Source organism: Vibrio sp. Isolate23, from assembly GCF_022398095.1.
Lineage (GTDB): Bacteria > Pseudomonadota > Gammaproteobacteria > Enterobacterales > Vibrionaceae > Vibrio > Vibrio coralliilyticus_A.
This window is the reverse complement of sequence record NZ_JAKEUV010000007.1, coordinates 146,506-168,335: the sequence shown is the minus strand read 5'-3', so window position 1 is coordinate 168,335 and position 21,830 is coordinate 146,506. Positions and strand designations below refer to the sequence as shown.

Annotated in this window: 22 protein-coding genes; 13 read left to right on the top strand and 9 right to left on the bottom strand. The window is 43.8% G+C overall.

The window, feature by feature from the left end; translation table 11 throughout:
• Positions 1-137: 137 nt before the first annotated feature.
• The 3 genes from glgA to topA all read right to left on the bottom strand — a co-directional run bounded on the left by glgA (position 138) and on the right by topA (position 5,938).
• Positions 138-1,595 carry a glycogen synthase GlgA gene (glgA, locus tag L1D31_RS16935; RefSeq protein WP_239838240.1) on the bottom strand — a complete coding sequence of 486 codons (1,458 nt, stop codon included), beginning with the start codon at positions 1,593-1,595 and terminating at the stop codon, positions 138-140.
• Positions 1,585-2,802, bottom strand: a complete 1,218-nt coding sequence (gene glgC, locus L1D31_RS16930) for a glucose-1-phosphate adenylyltransferase (RefSeq protein WP_239838239.1) — start codon at positions 2,800-2,802, stop codon at positions 1,585-1,587. Before glgC ends, glgA begins: the two co-directional genes overlap by 11 nt.
• Before the next feature lie 508 nt (positions 2,803-3,310).
• Positions 3,311-5,938, bottom strand: a complete 2,628-nt coding sequence (gene topA, locus L1D31_RS16925; protein ID WP_239838238.1) for a type I DNA topoisomerase — start codon at positions 5,936-5,938, stop codon at positions 3,311-3,313.
• Between the two features lie 354 nt (positions 5,939-6,292).
• Here topA and L1D31_RS16920 point away from each other — a divergent pair, with 354 nt between their 5' ends.
• Positions 6,293-6,541 (top strand): DUF2498 family protein, encoded by a 249-nt coding sequence (locus tag L1D31_RS16920; RefSeq protein ID WP_239838237.1) that lies wholly within the window; start codon positions 6,293-6,295, stop codon positions 6,539-6,541.
• Between the two features lie 39 nt (positions 6,542-6,580).
• Here L1D31_RS16920 and aroA read toward each other — a convergent pair whose 3' ends face one another.
• Both aroA and L1D31_RS16910 read right to left on the bottom strand, forming a co-directional pair.
• A complete protein-coding gene (gene aroA / locus L1D31_RS16915) occupies positions 6,581-7,861 on the bottom strand; it encodes a 3-phosphoshikimate 1-carboxyvinyltransferase (RefSeq protein ID WP_239838236.1) in 1,281 nt (426 codons plus the stop codon).
• Positions 7,862-8,020: 159 nt separating this feature from the next.
• Positions 8,021-8,476, bottom strand: coding sequence for a glycine zipper 2TM domain-containing protein (locus L1D31_RS16910; protein WP_239838277.1), 456 nt, complete (start codon positions 8,474-8,476; stop codon positions 8,021-8,023).
• A 17-nt stretch (positions 8,477-8,493) separates the two neighbouring features.
• Here L1D31_RS16910 and aat point away from each other — a divergent pair, with 17 nt between their 5' ends.
• From aat to infA, 3 genes are all read left to right on the top strand, one after another.
• Positions 8,494-9,216 (top strand): leucyl/phenylalanyl-tRNA--protein transferase, encoded by a 723-nt coding sequence (gene aat / locus L1D31_RS16905; RefSeq protein WP_239838235.1) that lies wholly within the window; start codon positions 8,494-8,496, stop codon positions 9,214-9,216.
• The gene (locus tag L1D31_RS16900; protein WP_239838234.1) at positions 9,213-9,911 is read left to right on the top strand and encodes an arginyltransferase; all 699 of its coding nucleotides are present in this window, start codon (positions 9,213-9,215) and stop codon (positions 9,909-9,911) included. The genes aat and L1D31_RS16900 overlap by 4 nt, the downstream gene beginning before the upstream one ends.
• Before the next feature lie 80 nt (positions 9,912-9,991).
• A complete protein-coding gene (gene infA, locus L1D31_RS16895) occupies positions 9,992-10,210 on the top strand; it encodes a translation initiation factor IF-1 (RefSeq protein WP_001040192.1) in 219 nt (72 codons plus the stop codon).
• An 84-nt stretch (positions 10,211-10,294) separates the two neighbouring features.
• Here the strand turns inward: infA and L1D31_RS16890 are convergent, their stop codons facing one another.
• Both L1D31_RS16890 and cysS read right to left on the bottom strand, forming a co-directional pair.
• Positions 10,295-10,873 (bottom strand): thymidine kinase, encoded by a 579-nt coding sequence (locus L1D31_RS16890; RefSeq protein ID WP_239838233.1) that lies wholly within the window; start codon positions 10,871-10,873, stop codon positions 10,295-10,297.
• Between the two features lie 68 nt (positions 10,874-10,941).
• Positions 10,942-12,324 (bottom strand): cysteine--tRNA ligase, encoded by a 1,383-nt coding sequence (cysS, locus tag L1D31_RS16885; protein WP_239838232.1) that lies wholly within the window; start codon positions 12,322-12,324, stop codon positions 10,942-10,944.
• Positions 12,325-12,527: 203 nt separating this feature from the next.
• Here cysS and L1D31_RS16880 point away from each other — a divergent pair, with 203 nt between their 5' ends.
• From L1D31_RS16880 to L1D31_RS16865, 4 genes are all read left to right on the top strand, one after another.
• Positions 12,528-13,022 (top strand): peptidylprolyl isomerase, encoded by a 495-nt coding sequence (locus L1D31_RS16880; protein ID WP_006962924.1) that lies wholly within the window; start codon positions 12,528-12,530, stop codon positions 13,020-13,022.
• Between the two features lie 56 nt (positions 13,023-13,078).
• The gene (gene lpxH, locus L1D31_RS16875) at positions 13,079-13,825 is read left to right on the top strand and encodes a UDP-2,3-diacylglucosamine diphosphatase (RefSeq protein WP_239838231.1); all 747 of its coding nucleotides are present in this window, start codon (positions 13,079-13,081) and stop codon (positions 13,823-13,825) included.
• A gap of 64 nt (positions 13,826-13,889) precedes the next feature.
• A complete protein-coding gene (locus tag L1D31_RS16870; RefSeq protein WP_239838230.1) occupies positions 13,890-15,107 on the top strand; it encodes an EAL and HDOD domain-containing protein in 1,218 nt (405 codons plus the stop codon).
• A gap of 18 nt (positions 15,108-15,125) precedes the next feature.
• Positions 15,126-15,620 (top strand): YchJ family protein, encoded by a 495-nt coding sequence (locus L1D31_RS16865; RefSeq protein WP_239838229.1) that lies wholly within the window; start codon positions 15,126-15,128, stop codon positions 15,618-15,620.
• Between the two features lie 63 nt (positions 15,621-15,683).
• Here the strand turns inward: L1D31_RS16865 and L1D31_RS16860 are convergent, their stop codons facing one another.
• Positions 15,684-15,971, bottom strand: coding sequence for a DUF1315 family protein (locus tag L1D31_RS16860; RefSeq protein WP_239838228.1), 288 nt, complete (start codon positions 15,969-15,971; stop codon positions 15,684-15,686).
• A 107-nt stretch (positions 15,972-16,078) separates the two neighbouring features.
• Here L1D31_RS16860 and L1D31_RS16855 point away from each other — a divergent pair, with 107 nt between their 5' ends.
• Positions 16,079-16,900 carry a DUF2989 domain-containing protein gene (locus L1D31_RS16855; protein WP_239838227.1) on the top strand — a complete coding sequence of 274 codons (822 nt, stop codon included), beginning with the start codon at positions 16,079-16,081 and terminating at the stop codon, positions 16,898-16,900.
• A 54-nt stretch (positions 16,901-16,954) separates the two neighbouring features.
• On the opposite strand, the gene msrB is transcribed toward L1D31_RS16855, so the two are convergent.
• Complete coding sequence (gene msrB / locus L1D31_RS16850; protein WP_239838226.1) at positions 16,955-17,359, bottom strand: peptide-methionine (R)-S-oxide reductase MsrB; 405 nt, start codon at positions 17,357-17,359, stop codon at positions 16,955-16,957.
• 336 nt (positions 17,360-17,695) lie between these two features.
• Between msrB and gap the strand changes: the two genes are divergently transcribed.
• From gap to L1D31_RS16830, 4 genes are all read left to right on the top strand, one after another.
• The gene (gene gap, locus L1D31_RS16845; protein ID WP_006962931.1) at positions 17,696-18,691 is read left to right on the top strand and encodes a type I glyceraldehyde-3-phosphate dehydrogenase; all 996 of its coding nucleotides are present in this window, start codon (positions 17,696-17,698) and stop codon (positions 18,689-18,691) included.
• Positions 18,692-18,847: 156 nt separating this feature from the next.
• Positions 18,848-19,732: a D-hexose-6-phosphate mutarotase gene (locus tag L1D31_RS16840; RefSeq protein WP_239838225.1), complete on the top strand. Its 885-nt coding sequence runs from the start codon at positions 18,848-18,850 to the stop codon at positions 19,730-19,732.
• A 116-nt stretch (positions 19,733-19,848) separates the two neighbouring features.
• Positions 19,849-20,673, top strand: a complete 825-nt coding sequence (gene rlmA, locus L1D31_RS16835) for a 23S rRNA (guanine(745)-N(1))-methyltransferase (RefSeq protein WP_239838224.1) — start codon at positions 19,849-19,851, stop codon at positions 20,671-20,673.
• A 76-nt stretch (positions 20,674-20,749) separates the two neighbouring features.
• Positions 20,750-21,676, top strand: a complete 927-nt coding sequence (locus L1D31_RS16830) for a ChaN family lipoprotein (RefSeq protein ID WP_239838223.1) — start codon at positions 20,750-20,752, stop codon at positions 21,674-21,676.
• Positions 21,677-21,830: the final 154 nt, after the last annotated feature.

Sequence of the window (21,830 nt, the reverse complement as noted above, 5' to 3'; positions counted from 1 at the left end):
GATGTGTCAGGAGAGTATCACAAACTTATGCAATTTTGAGTCAGCTTATGCGAATTGCACTCATCATTACCACAAATTAACCCTAAACTTTACTAAAAAGGCGCCGTAATAGGCGCCCTTTTTCATAGCAAAATGTATTATTTGAATACGCTCAGATACAAATTCAGATACTCATCAGCCGCTTTACTCCAACAAAAATCCTGTTGCATCGCATGCAGCTGAACACGTTGTAATTCGTTAGGGTTCTGAACAAATAGCAATAGAGAACGTTGTAAAGTGAGCAGCAATTCTTTTGGCTCTGGTAAGTCAAACACAAAACCAGTGGCAGTATCAGGGTCAACATCATAATCACTTACACTGTCCTTTAGCCCTCCCACACCACGCACTATCGGTAATGTGCCATAGGCCATACTGTAGATCTGATTTAAGCCACAAGGTTCGAATTCTGACGGCATGAGGAAGAAGTCAGAACCTGCTTCAACTAAGTGAGCTAATTCATTATCGTACGCTTCTACAAATTTGAACTTCTCACTGTGTAAAGCTTCGATATCTTTAAGCTTAGACGCAAGGACAGGATCACCTGTCCCCACTATGACAAGTTGGGCATCATGGCGTAAAAACTGACTTAAAATCGGCAGGAGATAGTGAACCCCTTTTTGATTCGTCAACCGACAAACCATGCCGTACATTGCAACATCGCTATCGACCAAGCCGAGCCTTTCTTGCAATGCCTTTTTACAGGCCTTCTTCCCTGTCACCATACTTTGATGATTTGGCTTGTAGTTAACAGGCAAATACGGATCGGTTTCAGGGTTCCATGCTGAGTAATCACAACCGTTCAATATTCCAACTAAATCACCTTCTCTCTGCTTAAACTCCGCTGCCATACCATGGCTTCCCAACTCAGTTTTTAGCTCTTCAGCATAAGTCGGGCTCACAGCATTGATTTTGTCCGCGCTCATGACCCCGGCTTTGAGCATGGTGACATGCGTTGGACTTACAGCAGCGTCAGGTGCATATCGGGTATGCATCTCAGGAAGAAATTGCAGCTCTTCATAACTGAATACCCCTTTGAACACCGCATTGTGTACTGACAAGATACTTTTGGTTTCTGCGAAAAACTCAGCTTGGACGTATCGGTGTTTTAGCAAATAAGGTACGAAGCCCGTATGCCAGTCGTTAGCATGAATAATATTGGGTTGAAAACCTAGCTTGGCCAACATATCCAAGCAGGCGGCACTGAAAAAAGCAAAACGTTCACCATTATCGCTATATGCCTGATTATTTTCTGCGTACATTTCAGGGCGCTGAAAATATTTCGGGCAGTCAATGGCGTATACCTTCAGCCCAACAAGGCCCAATTCCCGAACTTTATATTCCGTATGAGGCCAATAGTCCAGCTTCGTCTCCAACACAATCGGGGCAGAGTCAATATGAGGAATGTTTTGATAAGCCGGTAATGTTACTCGTACATCTTGATTCAGTTTGAAAAGAGCCTCAGGCAGTGCTTTGGCTACATCCGCCAAACCACCACTTTTTATCAGCCCTTCAACTTCCGATGCTACAAACAGAATAGATAAATTCTTAGTAGCCAACTCGTGCTCCTTTAGGAATGACAACAATTCCATCGTCAGACACGTGAAAGTGCTTTTTGTCTTCCGTTAAATTGACACCAATTTGTGTACCTGGTGCGATGTCTACATCTTTATCGACGATAACGCGACGTAACATACAGCCTTCACCGACTTTCACGTCGCCCAAAAGGATACTTTCGCTAATATCACACGCAGATGCAATATTACTGCGGAATCCTAATACAGACTTTTCAATTCGAGACCCGCGAATATAACTGCCATTACACACTAAACTGTCAATGATCTGCACACGACCGTTATCAGAGTCGGTAAACGTTGCTGGTGGAAGTGCTGGGTAGAAGGTATGTAATGGCCACTTACGGTTATATAGAGAGAAGGGGGCGTCTTTTTCAAGCAAATCCATGTGCGCTTCCCAGTAAGCATCGATTGTCCCTACATCACGCCAGTAAACTTCTTCTTTTTCACCTGTAATACGGTTGGTGCTAAAGTCATAAACAAACACGTCACCGCGCGGGAACATTTTGGGAATGATATCTTTACCAAAATCATGGGATGATTCAGGATTATCCGCGTCTTCAATCAGTTCAGAAAACAGAGGCTGAGCTTCAAAAACATAGTTGCCCATAGAAACCAATGCATGTTGAGGATCACCAGGAATCGGCTTAGGCTGTGTCGGCTTTTCTTCGAACCCAACCATCCGCCCTTCGTTATCGACTTCAATAACGCCAAATTGAGAAGCTTCAGATAACGGCATACGCAGTGCCGAAACCGTCAGAGATGCTTGCTTTTCTTTATGGAAATCTAGCATCTGCTTGATGTCCATTTTATAAATATGATCAGAGCCGAAAATACAGACTTGATCCGGCTCAGCTAATTCCATAAAACGAAGGTTCTGGTAAATGGCGTCCGCAGTACCTTCATACCAACGTTTACCCGTTCTCATTTGTGCCGGGATAGGGTCAATGAACCGATCAGTAATGCCGCTTATATTCCACCCTTTCTTAAGGTGATGGAACAAGGATTGAGATTTGAACTGAGTCAGTACATAGATGCGCATTAAGTCAGCATTGACGAAATTGTTGAGAGCAAAATCAATAAGACGATAACTACCACCAAAAGGAACCGAAGGCTTACTGCGGGACTCTGTTAACGGACGAAGGCGAGAGCCTTCTCCACCAGCAAGGATCATTCCTAAAACACCAGCCATTATTTATTCTCCATAATAATTTTTAATTGCAGATAAGCTTGTATATCGGGGACTTATCTTTGTCTTCCTCGTTGCGAGCCTGAACTCATGCAGACATACGAAATGGAACTTTTAGCCTGTCAATCGCACATAAATCCATTTTATGTTTCATCTGAAATTGATAGTTTCACTGTGCACAGGGTTTACTATAAATTACCGTATTTCGTTAAATTTACAATTTAAAAGATGCTATACCTTGAACGCGATAAAGTTTGCTTTGTATGGCTCTGAAGTAAGTCACACAATCATAGTCAGATAAAACAGACCATTAACACAACGCCTACAAAGTAATGACTTAGATCGCAATTCGCGTTTTGTTGTCACAATTATATGAAAAACAGATGGCAGTTTAATGAACTCAAGACATGGCTTATAACAAACAATAAATCCCATTCCGACCTAACCTACAGATAATAAAAAAGCAGCCTACTGCTAGGCTGCTTTTCCCATTCAATTTAAACGTACTACTCTACTTTGCGCTTTGCTTACGTTTATCAGTAATTTCCCATTTACCATCAATGTACAGCGCAGTATAGCCCGATGGTTTTCCATCTATCTCTGAACGAACGTAGTTCTCTTTCGATTTTCTACTGAAACGTACCACCATTGGAAGACCATCAGGGTCCTTTTCTGGTGCCGTTGTCAAATAATGGAATTTCGGAGAAATACGATCTTTAAATCTAACTAACTCTTCCACAAGAGGAGCACGAGTTTCACGTGACTTAGGGAAAGTGCTTGCTGCCAAGAACAAACCTGAAGCACCATCACGTAATACAAAGTATGCATCTGAGTTTTCACACGGTAGCTCAGGAAGATGAACTGGATCTTCTTTAGGCGGCGCAACCTCACCATTTTTCAGGATCTTGCGCGTGTTCTTACATGTCTCGCTGGTACAGTCCATGTATTTACCAAAGCGACCGTTCTTTAGAACCATGTCACTGCCACACTTGTCACATTCGACAACTGGACCATCGTACCCTTTCACCTTGTATTCGCCATGTTCAACAACATAACCATCACAGTTAGGGTTGTTACCACACACGTGTAGTTTACGCTTATCATCAATCAAGTAAGCGTCCATAGCAGTTTCACAGATCGGACAACGCTTTTTCGCACGAAGTGCTGCTGTTTCAACGTCTTCTTCTAAAACATTGATAATGCCTTCTTCATCACCTAAATTGATGGTGGTCTTACAACGTTCTTTTGGCGGAAGAGCATAACCTGAACAACCAAGGAATACGCCCGTTGAGGCCGTACGAATTCCCATTTCACGCGAACACGTCGGACACTTGATATCAGTGTAAACGATATGGTTCGGCTTCATGCCCCCTTGCTCTTCGTCCTGCTCTGCTTTTTCAAGATCACTAGTAAAGTCACCAAAGAAATTATCTAACACTTTCTTCCAGTTCGCTTCACCTTCCGCGATTTGGTCAAGCTTCTCTTCCATGCGAGATGTAAACTCGTAGTTCATCAACTCATGGAAGCTATCGTCTAAGCGATCCGTTACGATTTCACCCATTTTTTCAGCATAGAAGCGACGTTGTTCAACTTTAACGTAACCACGATCCTGAATGGTCGAGATGATGGATGCATACGTTGACGGACGGCCAATGCCTCGCTTCTCAAGTTCTTTAACCAAAGCTGCTTCTGTGAAACGCGCAGGTGGCTTGGTAAAGTGCTGTTTAGGATCTAATTGAATCAAATCAACCTTGTCACCAACCTGAACGGCAGGCAGGATCTGGTCTTCATTCTTACCCAATGGACGCTGCACGCGCGTCCAGCCGTCAAATTTAAGAATGCGGCCCTTCGCTTTAAGTGTGTATTCTGCTGCTTTAACACTCACCGTTGTTGAATCATACTTCGCTGGTGTCATCTGACACGCGACAAACTGATTCCAGATAAGTGAATACAGTTTATGCGCATCCGCTTCCATGCCTTTCAGATCGTCAGCTTTCACTGCCACATCTGAAGGTCGAATCGCTTCGTGAGCTTCCTGAGCACCTTCTTTGCTGCCATACACATTCGGTTTAGCCGGAAGGTAAGCGTCACCATACTCATCACCAATGAACCCACGAACCGCTTCTACTGCTTCTGCACTCAAGTTCGTCGAGTCGGTACGCATATACGTGATATAACCCGCTTCATACAGACGCTGAGCTAACATCATCGTTTTCTTAACGCCGTAACCTAAACGAGTGCTGGCTGCTTGCTGAAGCGTTGACGTAATGAACGGAGCAGAAGGCTTGCTCGACGTTGGGCGATCCTCACGTTTGCAAACTTCGTACGCTGCTTTTTCCAGCACAGCAATCGCTGACTGCGTTTCAGCTTCATTCGACGGCTTAAATGCCACACCATCTTTCTGGGCAACTTGAAGACGGAAATCCGTTTTGTTAGCAGTTTTAGTATCCGCGTGAATATCCCAAAACTCTTCCGGAACAAACGCTTTGATTTCGCGCTCACGCTCCACCAATAGTTTTACCGCCACCGATTGAACACGGCCAGCAGACAGGCCACGCGCGACCTTTTTCCACAGCAGTGGTGAAACCATAAAGCCCACAACACGATCCATAAAGCGGCGTGCCTGTTGGGCGTTAACACCATCCATACTGAGCTCACCCGGTTTCTGGAAAGCTTGTTGAATCGCGTTCTTAGTAATTTCGTTAAAGACAACTCGTTTGTATCGCTCTTCATCGCCACCGATGATCTCACGAAGGTGCCAAGCGATAGCTTCTCCCTCGCGATCCAAATCGGTTGCGAGGTAGACGCTATCTGCGTCTTTCGCGAGCTTCTGTAGCTCCGCAACCACTTTTTCTTTACCAGGCAAAACCTGATAATTCGCTTCCCAACCATTAACTGGGTCAATACCCATTTTTTTGATCAGTGCTTTGCGGTCTTTTTCTTTTTTGATTCGAGCTTTTTCTTCAACACTCAAACCTTTCGTTGAGACAGCCGCTGATTTTTGGCCGGTACTCTGACCGGCGGTAGGTAGATCGCGTACATGACCCACACTGGACTTAACAATAAAGTCCTTACCTAAATACTTATTGATGGTTTTAGCCTTAGCAGGCGACTCCACAATAACGAGTGACTTACCCATATTGACTCAAGTGTCCTTAATATGATTTCGCGATTTAACGCACGACATACTTAAAATATTGCTTCTTTTTTTACTATTGAGCGAGAAACCAAGAAGATCAATATCTTTTTTAAAATTCAACATTGACTGGTCGACAAATCGACGAATGGCAATTGTCTCGGTGCTTCGAAAGTGCCACATACTAAACGCGGCTCTATTGCTTCTGCTACTGCAACGAAAGAATTTATGCCTCCGGTCACAAAACCTAAGTTATCCGTCAGGTTCACTGGATTGATCTGTCGCAATGGCTTTGAGCTTCAACCCTTTTACAATTGCCTCTATTATAGAGATGCGTTAATAAACGAGTAATAAAACATGACCGACAAGATAGCTATTTCCAAATTCGAACTGCTGTTGATTGCTAACCACCTCATTCAGGAACACGAAGATTATGTTGAAGGTATGCGTGCAGACAGTGTCGAAGAAAAGGACGATGTCTTAGTGTTTAAGGGGAATTACTTCTTGGATAGTGAAGGGTTACCGACAGCAAACACCACCGCAGTGTTCAACATATTCAAGTGCTTAGCGCACCACCTTTCGACAGAGTTTTCCTTAAAAGACTGAAGATAAAAGCCCTGATAATCAACGTCAGGGCTTTTATTTCTAGCAACTTAAAGAAGCCAGCTTGTCAAAGTAATCCGGGAAGGTCTTTGACGTACATTTCGGGTCATTGATCGTTACAGGGGTATCACTCAATGCCACCAAAGAAAAACACATCGCCATTCGGTGGTCATCATAGGTATCTATAGCTGCATGGATCAGGTTTTCTGGCGGTGTTATAACAATATAGCCTTCACCTTCTTCCACTTCAGCCCCCACTTTGCGCAACTCCGTTGCCATTGCAGACAAGCGATCGGTTTCTTTGACACGCCAGTTGTAGACATTGCGAATCGCTGTCGTACCTTTTGCAAAAAGAGCCGTGGTCGCAATGGTCATTGCAGCGTCAGGGATATGGTTGAAATCCATATCAACCGCATTAAGCTCACCAACACGGGCGATCACATAATCATCTCCCCACTCAATTTCGGCGCCCATCTTCTCCAATGCGTCAGCAAATTGAATGTCGCCTTGAATACTCTTTTTACCAATGCCCGTTACTTTAATTTGCCCACCTTTAATCGCAGCAGCAGCCAGGAAATAGGACGCAGAGGATGCGTCACCTTCGACTAGAAAGTCACCCGGAGCAACGTAAGACTGGCCTTTACGGATGACAAATTCCTGGTAGTCATTGTTCTCTACTTCAACACCGAACTGCGACATGATGTGCAGAGTAATATCGATGTATGGCTTCGACACCAACTCACCAACGATTCTAATGGTTACATCGTCTTGTGCCAGCGGCGCAGACATCAAAAATGCTGTCAGGAATTGACTTGAGATCGAACCATCAATTTCAACCGTACCGCCCTTCAGGCCCGTTCCTTTAATTTTCAGTGGAGGAAAGTCTTCATTTTCTAAGTACTCAACATCAGCACCAGCTTGACGAAGTGCTGCGACTAAGTGACCTATCGGGCGTTCTTTCATTCGAGGCTCGCCCGTCAGCACATACTCTCCGCTGCCCAGACATAAAGCAGCAGCGAGAGGTCGCATTGCCGTGCCTGCATTGCCTAAGAAGAGCTCTAATGCTTCCGGAGCATCAAACGCTTTACCTAGCCCTTCAACCTCACACACCGTTTTGTCTTGTGACAATGTGTAATTCACACCAAGCTTTGTCAATGCATTCAGCATATGACGAATATCATCACTATCGAGTAGGTTAGTAAGACGAGTCGTCCCTTTCGCTAAAGCTGCAAGCAGTAGCGCACGGTTTGAAACACTCTTTGAACCAGGTAAGTTGACCTCACCATTGACTTTATTGATAGGTTGTAACGTAAGGCTTTCCATTAAATTTCGTTATTCCTTGATCGCTTTGCCTTCCTAAGCAAGCGATGAACAATTCTTCGTAGTTGCAGCCTATCTAAAATCGACACCTAAAACTAGACCAAAATCACAATTAGTCGCGATCTTTTATTCGGCTTATGCAATAGCAACACATAGGGCAAATCAATACTCTTTATCGACCCTTACACCGTTATCGAAATACAGTATCCGTACTTTGTCACCGCGTTCAAACAGCATGGTGTTGTCGACATCCTGAATAACGTCAATCAGCTTGTCTTGTTCTGTTTTAATCAGCAGTTCGACCAACCTGTACTCGATTTTATATTCTTGATTCGCTCGATTGTGCGCAATGCCCGCCCCCGCCACAGCGCCCACTGCTGTGGCGACTTCCTTCCCAGTTCCTCCGCCAAACTGGTTGCCGATAACACCTCCAACGACAGCGCCAAGCAGCGTTTCCCAACCAGATAATTCAGCTTTGACAATATCTTGCTGAGTGAGATAACGAACGGAATCAACTTCACCAAACACGACTTGATTCACAGGTCTGGCCTGATTTCTCTCATATGCTGCATTGGCAACGAGCGGAAAAATGAATAAGATCCAAAGCCATTTTTTCATCATAGTTCTCCTGCGTCATGGCGATTTATTTAACTGAACTCGACGAAGACAAACTTTGGTTTCCATCTCCATCCGAAGCCCTGAATGATCCAAATGGGTTGCTTGCATTCGGTGGCGACCTTTCTCCAGATCGTCTCTTGCTCGCTTACCAGAATGGGATTTTCCCGTGGTATGGGCCAGGTGAGCCTCTTTTATGGTGGAGCCCATCTCCGAGAGCTGTATTTGATCCTAAGACATTTAAACCGGCTAAAAGTCTTAAAAAGTTTCAAAGAAAGCATCAATATCGGATCAGTATCAACCTAGCAACAGAGTCCGTCATTGATCACTGTGCATCAATGCGCTCAGAACATGAAACTTGGTTGAATGAGGAAATGCGTTCCGCGTATAAGCAAATGGCTTCTCTTGGCCACTGCCATTCTGTCGAGGTGTGGAACCATGATGAGTTAATTGGAGGTCTGTATGGGCTTTCGATTGGCCAAGTATTCTGTGGAGAGTCTATGTTCAGCCGAGAAACCAATGCATCCAAAATCGCGTTATGGTATTTCTGCGAATATTTCACCTCAATGAACGGCAAACTGATCGACTGTCAGGTCATGAACCCTCATTTAAAGTCTCTAGGAGCGCAGGTTCTGGAGAGAGAAGTGTTTATGCAAAGCCTGCTATCCTTAAGACAGGAAAAGCTGATCAACAACAGTTTTAAATCTCAGTGGCTTAAGCTGGCATCAGAGGAGAATCAATGAGTTCCGATCTGCAACAAATCCGCATTGGATTGACCGACAGTCACCCTTGTAGCTATCTCAAAGATAAGCAAGAGAGAGTGGCTGTCGCTCTAGATCCAGCCATGCACACCGCTTCAAGCTATGAAGTGTTACTGGCGAACGGGTTTCGACGCAGTGGAGATACCATCTATAAGCCACATTGTGATCATTGCCAATCTTGTCAGGCACTCAGAGTCTCGATCCCAGATATTGAGCTCTCCAAAAGTCAAAAGCGCTTGCGTAATAAAGCACAGCATTTAACTTGGGAACTGCGAGATGAAATGATTCCTGGCTGGTTTGAACTGTATTCTCACTATATTAATGTTCGCCATCGTAACGGAACCATGTACCCTCCTAAGCAGAATGAGTTTGCCAAATTTTCTCAATGTCACTGGCTTAACACTCAGTATCTACATGTTTATGACCAAGATCGTTTGATTGCTATCGCCGTCACAGACATTCTTTCCAACTCAGCCAGCGCGTTTTACACCTTTTTCGACCCAGATTCCGAATTATCTCTCGGGACTCTGGGTGTGATGTTTCAGCTTGAATACTGCCGCCAACAAGGAAAACAGTGGCTCTATTTGGGTTATCAGATTGACGAATGCCCGGCAATGAATTACAAAGTCCGCTTTCAGCGTCATCAAAGGCTAGTAAATCAGCGTTGGCAAGGGTAGAATACGCCCCAACTTTACTTATTTCATTTTTATCGGCACGCTAAGCTGGTAGAAATTATCCATTTTTAAAAGAGGATTAAATGGCTAAAGAAGACGTAATTGAGATGCAAGGCACTGTCCTTGATACTCTTCCAAACACAATGTTCCGTGTTGAGCTAGAAAACGGTCACGTAGTTACTGCTCACATCTCTGGTAAAATGCGTAAGAACTACATCCGTATTCTTACTGGTGACAAAGTAACTGTAGAGATGACTCCATACGATCTATCCAAAGGTCGCATCGTCTTCCGTGCTCGTTAATCTCTGATTGCTTTGCGCAATCCGAATTAGTCGAATACAACAAAAAACGGAGCCTAGTGCTCCGTTTTTTGTTGTCTGTTCACTTTATTTTCCAAGCGCTTCTTTGTAGTGTTGGCGGCACACTGATACGTAGCGGTCATTCCCTCCAATCGCAACCTGATCGCCCTCAGCAATGGCATTACCATGCTCATCTGTGCGGATGACCATGTTTGCTTTTCGTCCACAATGGCAGATGGTTTTCAGTTCAACCAGTTTATCAGCCCAAGACAGAAGGTATTTGCTGCCTTCAAACAACTCACCTAAGAAGTCTGTGCGTAAGCCGTAGCACAAGACCGGGATATGAAGCTTATCCACCACTTCAGTTAACTGATAGACCTGCTCTTTGGTCAAGAACTGACACTCATCAACCAAGATACAGTGACGCTTTTCGACTTCATTTAGTGCGGCGATTTCTTGGTACAAATCAGAGTCCGCACGAAATAGGTGTGCATCTGACTGAAGACCAATACGAGAACTTACTTTGCCCACACCGTATCTGTCGTCCAAAGCGGCTGTAAAAATCACAGGTGTCATCCCACGTTCTTGGTAGTTAAAAGAGGATTGAAGAAGAGTGGTGGATTTACCAGCATTCATTGCTGAGTAATAGAAATACATCTGAGCCACTAGTTGCTACCCGTATAAAAAGTTATAAAAAAGAAAAGGGCTGAATTAACAGCCCTCGAAAAGATCAGTTATTTACGACGCCAAGTGGTTCCTTCTGGACCATCTTCGAGAACAATACCCATCTCATTTAGCTTATCTCGTGCCATATCGGCATTGGCCCAGTCTTTAGAAGCACGCGAGTCGTTACGCAGTTTGATAAGCGCTTCAATCTCAGCGACTTCGTCATCATTACCTGCATCACCTTTTAAGAAAGCTTCAGGCTCTTGATGAAGGATACCAATCACATCCGCCAATTCACGCATTAATGATCCCATTGCACTCGCCTGCTCTAAGTTATCATTCTTAATACGGTTGATCTCACGAGCCATGTCAAACAGCACAGAATATGCTTCTGGTGTGTTGAAATCATCGTTCATGGCTTCGGTAAAGCGCTTAACGTACTCTTCTCCACCAGCTGCTGGTACTGTTAGGTCTAAACCGCGTAGCGAGGTGTAAAGACGTTCAAGAGATGCACGAGCCTGATTCAGGTTTTCTTCACTGTAGTTCAACTGGCTTCGGTAATGTCCTGACATTAAGAAATAGCGAACTGTTTCTGCATCATAATGACCAAGCACATCACGAATGGTAAAGAAGTTACCCAGTGACTTCGACATTTTCTCTTTATCGACCATCACCATGCCACTGTGCATCCAAGTATTCACATACTGAGTGTCGTGTGCACAGCATGATTGAGCGATTTCATTCTCGTGATGCGGGAATTGAAGATCCGAGCCACCACCATGAATATCGAAATGATTGCCTAAAATAGATGAGTTCATTGCTGAACACTCAATATGCCAACCTGGACGACCCGCTCCCCATGGAGATTCCCACGTAGGCTCGCCAGGCTTAGACATTTTCCATAGCACGAAGTCTAACGGACTGCGTTTCGCGCTTTCTACATCGACGCGTGCCCCAGCCTGAAGCTGATCTAAATCTTGCTTTGACAACTTACCGTATTCATCAAACTGACCAACTTCAAACATGACGTCACCGTTGTCAGCAACGTATGCAAAACCGCGCTCGATCAGCTTTTCAACCAGCTCGATAATTTCAGCAATAAACTCCGTCGCACGTGGCTCAACATCCGGGCGCTTCATATTCAGAGCATCAAAATCAGCGTGCATTTCACCGATAAGGCGCTCTGTTAAAGAGTCACAGCTTTCACCATTCTCGTTCGCGCGCTTGATGATTTTATCATCAATATCCGTAATATTGCGGACAAAGGTAAGATCATAACCCAGGTAACGCAGGTAACGAGACACTACGTCAAAAGAAACGAATGTACGACCATGACCGATATGACAGAGATCATAGATGGTGACTCCACAGACATACATGCCGACTTTGCCAGCATTGATTGGTTTGAATTCCTCTTTCTGTCTTGTGAGTGTGTTATATATCTTTAACATGATCTCTATCTGATTATTTAGGTGAAACAAAGTAGTGGTTCAGTATACCAATATGCAAGCCATTAGGTCATCCCTGAAATGTTTAAAAAGACGTCAACAAACTCATTAATCCCTCCTAGATAGACACTTTTCACGTATAAAAGTGGTAAAAGTTCATATAGAATTCAGACTTTAAGTCAAAGTCATAAATAAAGGACATCATCATGATCACCCTTCACACTAACTTTGGTGACATCAAAGTTGAACTAAACGAAGAAAAAGCACCAGAAACCTGCGCGAACTTCCTGCAGTACTGCCGTGATGGTTTCTACGACAACACATTATTCCACCGTGTTATCGACGGTTTCATGATCCAAGGTGGCGGCATGGAATCTGGTCTGCGTGAAAAAGCAACTCGCGCTCCCATCAAAAACGAAGCAAACAACGGCCTGAGCAACAAAGTAGGTACGCTGGCAATGGCGCGTACTATGGAACCTCATTCAGCAAGTTCACAGTTCTTCATCAACGTGAACAACAACACTTTCTTAGATTTCCGTAGCGAAAGCCTAGACGGTTGGGGTTACTGTGTATTCGCTGAAGTGGTTGAAGGCATGGATATCGTTAACCAGATTAAAGGCGTTAGCACTGGCTCTCAAGGCATGCACCAAGACGTACCTCTTGAAGACGTTGTGATCACTGGCACCACAATCGAAGAATAATGATTGTTAGGGAGAGCACATTGCTCTCCCTCCTTCTGTCTTCAGGCTCAGAAAATATGACCACACTATTTATCGCAGACCTCCACCTCTCCCCTACCACACCAGACATTACTGATTGCTTTATCCGTTTTATGCGTGAAGAAGCCATTCATGCAGATGCGCTGTACGTACTCGGTGACTTATTTGAGTTCTGGATTGGCGATGATGATAGCTCTGATTTTGCTAACCAAATTCGTAACGAGTTTAGGCATCTTACCTCTTCAGGTACTCCATGTTATTTCACCCAAGGTAATCGTGATTTTTTAGTCGGAAAGCGCTTCGCTAAACAAACTGGCGTGACCTTATTAGGCGATGAAACCGTGATTGATTTGTATGGTAGAAAAACCGTCGTGTTGCACGGAGACACTCTATGTACTGAGGATGTCAAATACCTACAGTACCGAGAGAAAGTGCATCAACCATGGCTACAATGGATATTTAACCGTATTCCAATGTTCATCAAAAAGAAGATTGTCGCTAAAGTTCAGTCTGGCATACGTTCTGACAAGCAGACAAAATCCCTCGACATCATGGACGTCACCCAGTCAGAAGTTGAAGCGGTTATGGCAAAACATCAGGTAGACTTGATGATTCATGGTCACACTCATCGCCCTAATATTCATGTGTTCACAGTTCAAAATACTGAAAAAACTCGTGTTGTTTTAGGGGATTGGTACACTCAAGGCTCAGTTCTGGTCTATGCTAAAAATAGCTTCAAGTTGGAAGCGAGGCCATTTCAGGCTTCAATAAAACAAGCCAACTAATCTCTCTTGCTTATTGGTTGGAATTCGGCCGATTTTATGACTAATAAGACGTTGGAATTAGGTTTTGAAAAACTCTTACATAGCCAGACAACCCATACTAAACAGAGATAAACAAACTGTAGGGTACGAACTTCTCTTCAGGGACGGTCCTAAAAACACCTTCCCTGAAATCGATCCTGAGCTCGCAACCAGTCGTTTATTGTCTGACCACTTCCTTAGTACGCATTACGAAACACTCGGGGACAAATTGGGGTTCATTAATTTTCCCTACCAAAGCCTCGTTAACAAAGTCCCAACCATGTTTCCCAAGGACAATATGGTTGTTGAAGTGCTTGAAGACTGCCCCCCCACACAAGATTTATTGGATGCAATCAGAGAGATGGCAAAAATGGGGTACAAAATCGCACTGGACGATTTTATCCCGAGTAAAGAGTGGAAAGCGTTCTTACCCTATGTTTCTATCATCAAGTTTGATATCAGATTAGTGCCCATAGAGAAAGCCCGCTTATTTATGATGAAGTTAGCAGGCTCTAATATTTTGTTCTTGGCCGAAAAAGTAGAAACCTATGAAGAGTTTGAACAGGCCAAAAAAGCGGGTTTTGAATACTTTCAAGGCTATTTTTTTAGTAAACCCGAAGTGTTGTCACGTAAAGCACTAGAAGCCTCTTTCATTACCGTCATTCAGCTTATGCAAGAGATTGCCAAAGATGATCTGGACTATACAAAGATAGAGTCCCTGATTAGTAAAGACGTTAGCCTTTCCTTTAAACTGCTGTCTTTTGTTAATTCTTCATCCATTGTTCAGACGCAAATTCAATCTTTTAAACAAGCACTGGTTTATTTAGGCGAAGAGAAGCTACGGAAGTTTATTTCATTAGTTTCTCTGGCTTCCACTCAAGACAATAAGCCTGACTACCTTTACAGCTTATCGATACAAAGAGCGCGATACTGTGAACTACTGGGCTCAAAAATGGCCACCCAGCCTGAGTCTGGGCAAGCCTTCCTCACTGGAATCTTTTCCTTACTTGATAGCCTACTCGATAAGCCCTTAGAACAAATTGTGAACGAAATCCCCATCGATAAGTCAGTAAAACTAGCGTTGACACAAAATGCAGGCATACTAGGCAAAATTCTTATGTTAACAGAAGCGTACGAGCTGGCAGATTGGGAAGAGGTGTCGCATCTTTGTGAGTCTTTAGGACTCAAGCCACAAGACCTAAGCGATTGCTATGAAGAATCACTAAAGTGGACAGCCGATCTGCTCTCAGTTTCAACTAAATAACACTTCATCGGAGCCGTCATGCAGTACTGCCCTTGTGGTAATAACAAGGCATACAGCGAATGCTGTGAGCCTATTCATCTTGATCACGCGAAAGCAACCACCCCAGAACAATTAATGCGTTCCCGTTATAGCGCCCATGTAAAGCGTCTCGTCGATTATGTCATCAATACATACCATACGACTTGCCAAGCCAGTGAGCAACGTGAGGGCATTGAACAGTCGGTAGAAAGCTATTGGTATAAACTGGAAGTCACAAGTTGTGAACCAGGCTCTAATAAAGACGAAGGCTTTGTGTCATTCAGAGCCTATTTCAACGAGGAAGGTGTGCAACACTGCTTGGAAGAACGTTCGCGCTTTGTGAGAGAAAATGGACTTTGGTACTATATTGATGGGACATTTCCCAAACCTGAGGTCGATTCGAGACTGACGCAATCAGTCAAAAATCTCAAAGTAGGACGCAATGATCCATGTATTTGTGGCAGTGGTAAAAAGTTTAAAAAATGCTGCGGATAAAATAGTATTGAATAATGAAAAAGCAGGGCTAGTGTGTCCCTGCTCCTTACATTTCATCAGCGATTAAGAGTCTTTATTCGGGTTGACTCTCATTATATCGTTTTGATCTTGCTTGAATTGCTTTTTCAGTTCTGCTTTAGATTTAAAACTGATCTCTCCACCTTGAGCCACTGTCATATGCTGAGCTTCCGAATTATGTTTAGATTGATACAACATCACAGCTTGCATACATGAATCTCGCTGCTCCTGAGAAAGTGATGTACCCTCAGGCCACTTCCCCGTTTCTACAGCATATAATAGACGCTCATATGCCTCTGGTGTAATGGCATTAATTAACTGCTCTGCGTCCATGGTCTATCCTTAAGTTGTAACTGAGATGGAAAGAACATAACTGGCTGGCATTCTGAGTCAAGATTGCACCAAAGAATAAGTGTAACGGATCACAAGCAAATCAAAATATGAAGCATATAAAAGCACTACTCATCTTTAGCATGCCCATAGCATTAATAGGGTGCTTCGAAAATCGTCAGAATACTGACAAGCTGTGCGCTGATAACCCGAGTTTACAATGCGAACGACTTAATATGAATGATGGTCAATGTCGAGTACCTCGAACTGATTTGATTTGGCACCGCTATGAAGTTTTAAAACAGCCCACCGATAGTAACATTATCGAGGAGTACCGTTTCCTTGCTGGGTACAAAAAATGCCTTGAACTCGCTTCTCAAATCCAGCCCATTGAGCAAGCTGGACTTAAAGAAAGGCGGTTTAATGCTTTAATGAACTCAGGTGAAGATTTAGAAAAGTTAATCGAACGGATCCGTCAATCTAACTCCCCTGAATCGCTCTATTTTCTTTGGAGCCAAACTGGGGATGACCAAGCTCAGCGAAGCTTTCTACAGTTAGAAGACACTCCAGCCTTAGAAACGGCAGAAATGCAGTATGCACTGGCGACTTTCTATACCAGTCGAGATCTGGAAAAAACAGTCGACTTACTCAATAAATCACTCGAATTGAGCGGAGGTAAAAACCTCAATACTGAGATTTTCAAAACACTTGCCAGCATCACCTATCAGCTTGATCGCAAAGAGCAGGCATACGTTTGGGCAATGGTTGCCAAGCGATTCGATGTCCCTATTATCGGTTCAGAACAAGAAATGCAGATCCTTTACGGGTTCAACCAAGACAAATATGAACAGCTTGATGGTATTGCCGACACTATTGAAAATGCTTTAGAGAGCGGCAGTTTTCAAAGGAATATGGTGCCTAGCTTCAACTGAGTGGAGACAATCTGAAAGGATAAAACAGTAAGCGGTGATTTCGTCACCGCTTTTTCATGAATTGTTGAAAATTAACGACACTGAGTTTACACAAAACCTTTCGCCAGTTGTCTTGGGTCCATCAGGAAAAACGTGACCAAGGTGGCTGTCACATACGGCACATCGAATCTCAGTCCTCACCATTTCGTGACTTAGATCTTTTAAATATCGAATGGCTTGATCATTAATAGGAGCATCAAAACTGGGCCAACCACACCCAGAATCATATTTATTTTCAGATTGAAACAGTGGCGATTGACAACAAGTACAGGCGTAAACCCCCATCTCCTTGTTATGGAGTAATTTGCCACTAAACGGGGCTTCTGTACCCTGAAGTCGGCAGACTCTATATTCTTCATCAGAAAGCTGCTCACGCCAGTATTCATCTGGTTTTACAACTTTTTTAATATCCTGTTCCACTTTTCTTTTTCTCCACTTTTATCACTATTACTGTGACTTTTTCTTTGTAAAAACTTGCGTACTTTAATGTTTGTAGCACATACTTTGAAACCATAAAAGGATGGTTAAACTTTCATCAATATTGAAAGCATCTGATCTATTTTACGTCAACTGGTTAGACAAAAAACCTGTAATCCGTTCAAAAGATAGTCAAATACGGCTGATTGTGAAAAAAAGCGACGCTTTTTTTTGACTTTAAACAAGTTAAGTCCGATTATCTGTTGCAGATTTTGACTGGATTCTGTAATTTTACTACCAGTTATCTTTAATCAGAAATTAAGTTGTGGAGCAACTATAATGACTATCAAAGTAGGTATTAACGGTTTTGGCCGTATCGGTCGTTTCGTATTCCGTGCAGCACAAGAGCGTAGCGACATCGAAGTTGTAGGTATCAACGACCTTATCGATGTAGAGTACATGGCATACATGCTTAAGTATGACTCAACTCACGGCCGTTTCAACGGCACTGTTGAAGTTGAGGGTGGTAACCTAATCGTTAACGGTAAGACTGTACGTGTTACTGCTGAGCGTAACCCAACTGACCTTAAGTGGGACGAAATCGGTGTTGACGTTGTTGCTGAAGCAACTGGTATCTTCCTAACTGACGAAACTGCACGTCAGCACATCACTGCTGGTGCTAAGAAAGTTGTTCTGACTGGTCCTTCAAAAGACGCAACTCCAATGTTCGTAATGGGTGTTAACGACAGCACTTACGCTGGTCAAGACATCGTTTCTAACGCTTCTTGTACAACTAACTGTCTAGCGCCTATCGCTAAAGTTCTTAACGACAAGTTCGGTATCGAATCTGGTCTTATGACTACAGTTCACGCTACTACAGCAACTCAAAAAACTGTAGATGGTCCTTCTGCTAAAGACTGGCGCGGTGGCCGTGGTGCTTCTCAGAACATCATCCCATCTTCAACTGGTGCAGCTAAAGCTGTAGGCGTTGTGCTTCCAGAACTAAACGGCAAACTGACTGGTATGGCTTTCCGCGTACCAACTGCGAACGTTTCTGTAGTTGACCTAACTGTTAACCTTAAAGAAGGCGCATCTTACGAAGCTATCTGTGCAGCAATGAAAGAAGCTTCTGAAGGCGAGCTAAAAGGTGTTCTAGGTTACACTGAAGATCAAGTTGTTTCTCAGGACTTCATCGGCGAAGTTCAGACTTCAGTATTCGATGCTAAAGCTGGTATCGCACTAACTGACAACTTTGTGAAAGTTGTATCTTGGTACGACAACGAAATCGGCTACTCAAACAAAGTTCTAGACCTAATTGCTCACATTTCTAAGTAATGTAAGCTTTTAGCGAAGAATTTCGTTGAAGAAGTTGAAAAAGGCGACTCTAGAGTCGCCTTTTTAGTATCTGATATTCGAGAGGAAGAAAGCTCGACGCTCATTTTATGTGCTAGCGTATCGAAAAAGCTCTCTCCCAGCGATAGGAAACAATACATGGATTTAAAAACTCTCCCAGCTCTAGCCGTGCTCTCTGATAATGTCACCATCGTCGAAGTTGATCAGGTGAAAATTGTCCGCGTCATTCATGAAAAAGCAACGGCAGGCATCGCACTCCATGGGGGTCATGTCGTATCGTTTACCCCAGCAGATCAACACGATCTGATCTGGATGAGCGAGCAGGCTATCTTTGATGGTAAAACGGCACTCCGCGGTGGTATTCCTGTTTGTTGGCCTTGGTTTGGTCGTATTGCCGCTCCAGCTCATGGCTTTGCCCGCACAGCAGAATGGGAGCTGGTAGAGCACCGTGAAAATGACAAGGGTGTGATCGTTGAATTGGCGTTGTTCCCGACTGAAGAGATTCACGATATTTGGCCACACATGTTCGATGCTCGTCTTATCGTTGAGATCAGTGATGAGTTGAAAGTGACATTGCAAGTCATGAACATCGATGACAAAGAGTGGACCTTCTCTGGCGCGCTGCACACTTACCTGAACGTCAGCGACATCAAGCAAACGCAAACAACAGGTATGGGCCCTGAATACATCGACAGCCTGAAAGCAGGCGAAGTCTGCCAAGGTGGTAAAATTCTTCAGCTCACCGATACGATTGACCGTGTTTACACTCAGCCAGAAGCGCAAATTTTGGTGCAAGACCCTGTATTGGAGCGGACACTAAGCGTGGAGAACCGAGGTCATAATTCAGCAGTGTTGTGGAACCCTTGGGCAGAAGGCGCACAAAGCATGGCTGACATGCCTGACAATGGCTACCAAACCATGATGTGTGTTGAATCAACTCTGTATGCACCAAGTGTTGATCTCGGAAAAACCCTTCACCCCGGCGAGTCACATCAACTCATCACCGTAATTTCTGCGCAATAACTCTTTTCTTTAGGCAGGTCATCCTGCCTTTTTAGCCTTAAGCCGCAGCTCTCACGCTAGTCTCAAAACCTGCTTCCTGTTAAAATTCGCGCTCTTCTTATCACCAAGAGAGCTTTATGTCCTATACCTGCCCTTTATGTCATCAGAGCTTATCGCTGACTGATCGCACATATCGATGTGATAACAACCATGCTTATGATTTAGCAAAAGAAGGCTACATCAATCTCATGCCCGTTCAACACAAGCGTTCTAAAGATCCTGGTGATAACAAAGAGATGATGCAAGCAAGACGTCGCTTTTTAGAAAAAGATTACTATCGTCCATTAAAAGAAAATGTCGCACAGATTTGTGCCAAGTATCTCACTGACACCCAGCATCAATTACTTGATATTGGGTGTGGTGAGGGCTATTACACAGCGGAAGTGGCCGTACAACTCTCTGCACAACACCCGAGTGCAGTCACTTATGGTTTAGACATCTCCAAGGTAGCTATCCGTTATGCTTCCAAGCGTTACACCAACTGCTCATTCAGTGTGGCATCGAGTACTCGTCTACCTTTTGCTGACAAGAGCTTAGATGCCGTACTGCGTATTTACGCGCCATGTAAAGCTGAAGAATTAGCTAGAGTGGTTAATGAAAATGGTATCGTTATCACGGTAACTCCAGCGGGCCGACACCTCTATCAACTTCGTGAACGCATCTATACTGATGTCCGATTACACAATCAACTAGTAGAAACCATAGAAGGTTTCAGTCTTGAAGAAGAAATCCAACTCAATTACATGATGTCACTCAAAGAGGGGGATGCGTACGACTTGCTTCAAATGACACCTTTTGCTTGGAAAGCGAGTCAGGAACTGCGCGATTCACTAAAATCGTCTACCTTATTCGAATGCGAGGCAGACTTCATGATTCGTATCTATCGCAAGCAACTTATTTAGGATAATAGTTCTCATTTAGATTGAGTTATCCTTCTGCCTCCATTAGTATGCACACATCATCTTTTGGAGGCACTTCATGCATAAGCATCTCACTATCCCTTTGACTTTCTTGGTATTATCGGCTTGTTCAACATCGCCTCAATACGAGGTATCCAGTTTCTACGACTATCAGCTTTTTACGCCTGATGCTAAGCCGATTTCTCTCACGCAATTACCCAATAAAATTAAGTACGCCGATGTCATCTTAATCGGTGAGTGGCATACCCACTCCGGTATCCACCGCTTTCAAACAGAGCTGTTAAAAATGCTGATATCGCAAGATCAGAATATTGCTCTCTCCATGGAGCAGTTTTCGCGTGATCACCAAGATGTTGTTGAACAATACCTCGCAGGCGAAATTGGTGAACAGACTCTGATTAAAGAGACCAACGCTTGGCCAAATTATGAAAGCGACTATCGCCCTTTAATTGAACTGGCAAAAGCAAATCAAATAGATGTCATTGCCGCCAATGCGCCGAAACCCATTGTGCGCTGTATAGGGCGCCACGGTATTCACTACCTCGACGAGCTCCCCCCAGAACAACGCTCTAACGTTGCTGGACAAGTCAACACTGGCTCAAGCCCATACAAGGATAAATTCATGGCTTCTATGCACCACGGTAAGCCAGAACAAACGGAAAAACAATTTGCGGCTCAAATCACATGGGATGAAACCATGGCAGAAAGTATCACTCGCTACCTAGATAAGAACCCTGCCACTCAAGTCCTTCATATCGCCGGAAAGTTTCATATAGAACAAGGCCTGGGAACAAAAGCTTCCATCCTTTCAAGACGCCCTGAGCTCAAGGTAATAGTGATCACTCCAACTGGAGAAATTGTTTCTGACAGCGAGGATTACCAACTGCAAGTGCTCAACCCACCAGTACGATATGTTCAAAGGGAAAATCGTATGAAAGCGTACCATAGCCTAGCAAAACGAAATGAGGATTTATCTTGCCTCTGAATTGGCCTCTATTTTGCTCACTTTCACAAGAAGCATTGAGCTAACATCATGTAATTTCACTTAATAACCAGCTTTTGTAGGTAACCAATAAATTAGGCACACTTTGTGCTTGAATGTATTTCATACAAAATCTGCGTATTTTGCACAAGTTTTT

What these genes read in the sequence shown, in the direction of transcription:
- gap (WP_006962931.1), top strand. Translation starts at nt 17,696, where the DNA reads ATGACTATCAAAGTAGGTATTAACGGTTTTGGCCGTATCGGTCGTTTC.
- L1D31_RS16920 (WP_239838237.1), top strand. Translation starts at nt 6,293, where the DNA reads ATGACCGACAAGATAGCTATTTCCAAATTCGAACTGCTGTTGATTGCT.
- L1D31_RS16880 (WP_006962924.1), top strand. Translation starts at nt 12,528, where the DNA reads ATGATCACCCTTCACACTAACTTTGGTGACATCAAAGTTGAACTAAAC.
- aat (WP_239838235.1), top strand. Translation starts at nt 8,494, where the DNA reads ATGGCGATTTATTTAACTGAACTCGACGAAGACAAACTTTGGTTTCCA.
- L1D31_RS16840 (WP_239838225.1), top strand. Translation starts at nt 18,848, where the DNA reads ATGGATTTAAAAACTCTCCCAGCTCTAGCCGTGCTCTCTGATAATGTC.
- topA (WP_239838238.1), bottom strand. Translation starts at nt 5,938, where the DNA reads ATGGGTAAGTCACTCGTTATTGTGGAGTCGCCTGCTAAGGCTAAAACC.
- L1D31_RS16900 (WP_239838234.1), top strand. Translation starts at nt 9,213, where the DNA reads ATGAGTTCCGATCTGCAACAAATCCGCATTGGATTGACCGACAGTCAC.
- rlmA (WP_239838224.1), top strand. Translation starts at nt 19,849, where the DNA reads ATGTCCTATACCTGCCCTTTATGTCATCAGAGCTTATCGCTGACTGAT.
- aroA (WP_239838236.1), bottom strand. Translation starts at nt 7,861, where the DNA reads ATGGAAAGCCTTACGTTACAACCTATCAATAAAGTCAATGGTGAGGTC.
- glgC (WP_239838239.1), bottom strand. Translation starts at nt 2,802, where the DNA reads ATGGCTGGTGTTTTAGGAATGATCCTTGCTGGTGGAGAAGGCTCTCGC.
- L1D31_RS16855 (WP_239838227.1), top strand. Translation starts at nt 16,079, where the DNA reads ATGAAGCATATAAAAGCACTACTCATCTTTAGCATGCCCATAGCATTA.
- lpxH (WP_239838231.1), top strand. Translation starts at nt 13,079, where the DNA reads ATGACCACACTATTTATCGCAGACCTCCACCTCTCCCCTACCACACCA.
- L1D31_RS16860 (WP_239838228.1), bottom strand. Translation starts at nt 15,971, where the DNA reads ATGGACGCAGAGCAGTTAATTAATGCCATTACACCAGAGGCATATGAG.
- L1D31_RS16910 (WP_239838277.1), bottom strand. Translation starts at nt 8,476, where the DNA reads ATGAAAAAATGGCTTTGGATCTTATTCATTTTTCCGCTCGTTGCCAAT.
- cysS (WP_239838232.1), bottom strand. Translation starts at nt 12,324, where the DNA reads ATGTTAAAGATATATAACACACTCACAAGACAGAAAGAGGAATTCAAA.
- L1D31_RS16865 (WP_239838229.1), top strand. Translation starts at nt 15,126, where the DNA reads ATGCAGTACTGCCCTTGTGGTAATAACAAGGCATACAGCGAATGCTGT.
- infA (WP_001040192.1), top strand. Translation starts at nt 9,992, where the DNA reads ATGGCTAAAGAAGACGTAATTGAGATGCAAGGCACTGTCCTTGATACT.
- L1D31_RS16830 (WP_239838223.1), top strand. Translation starts at nt 20,750, where the DNA reads ATGCATAAGCATCTCACTATCCCTTTGACTTTCTTGGTATTATCGGCT.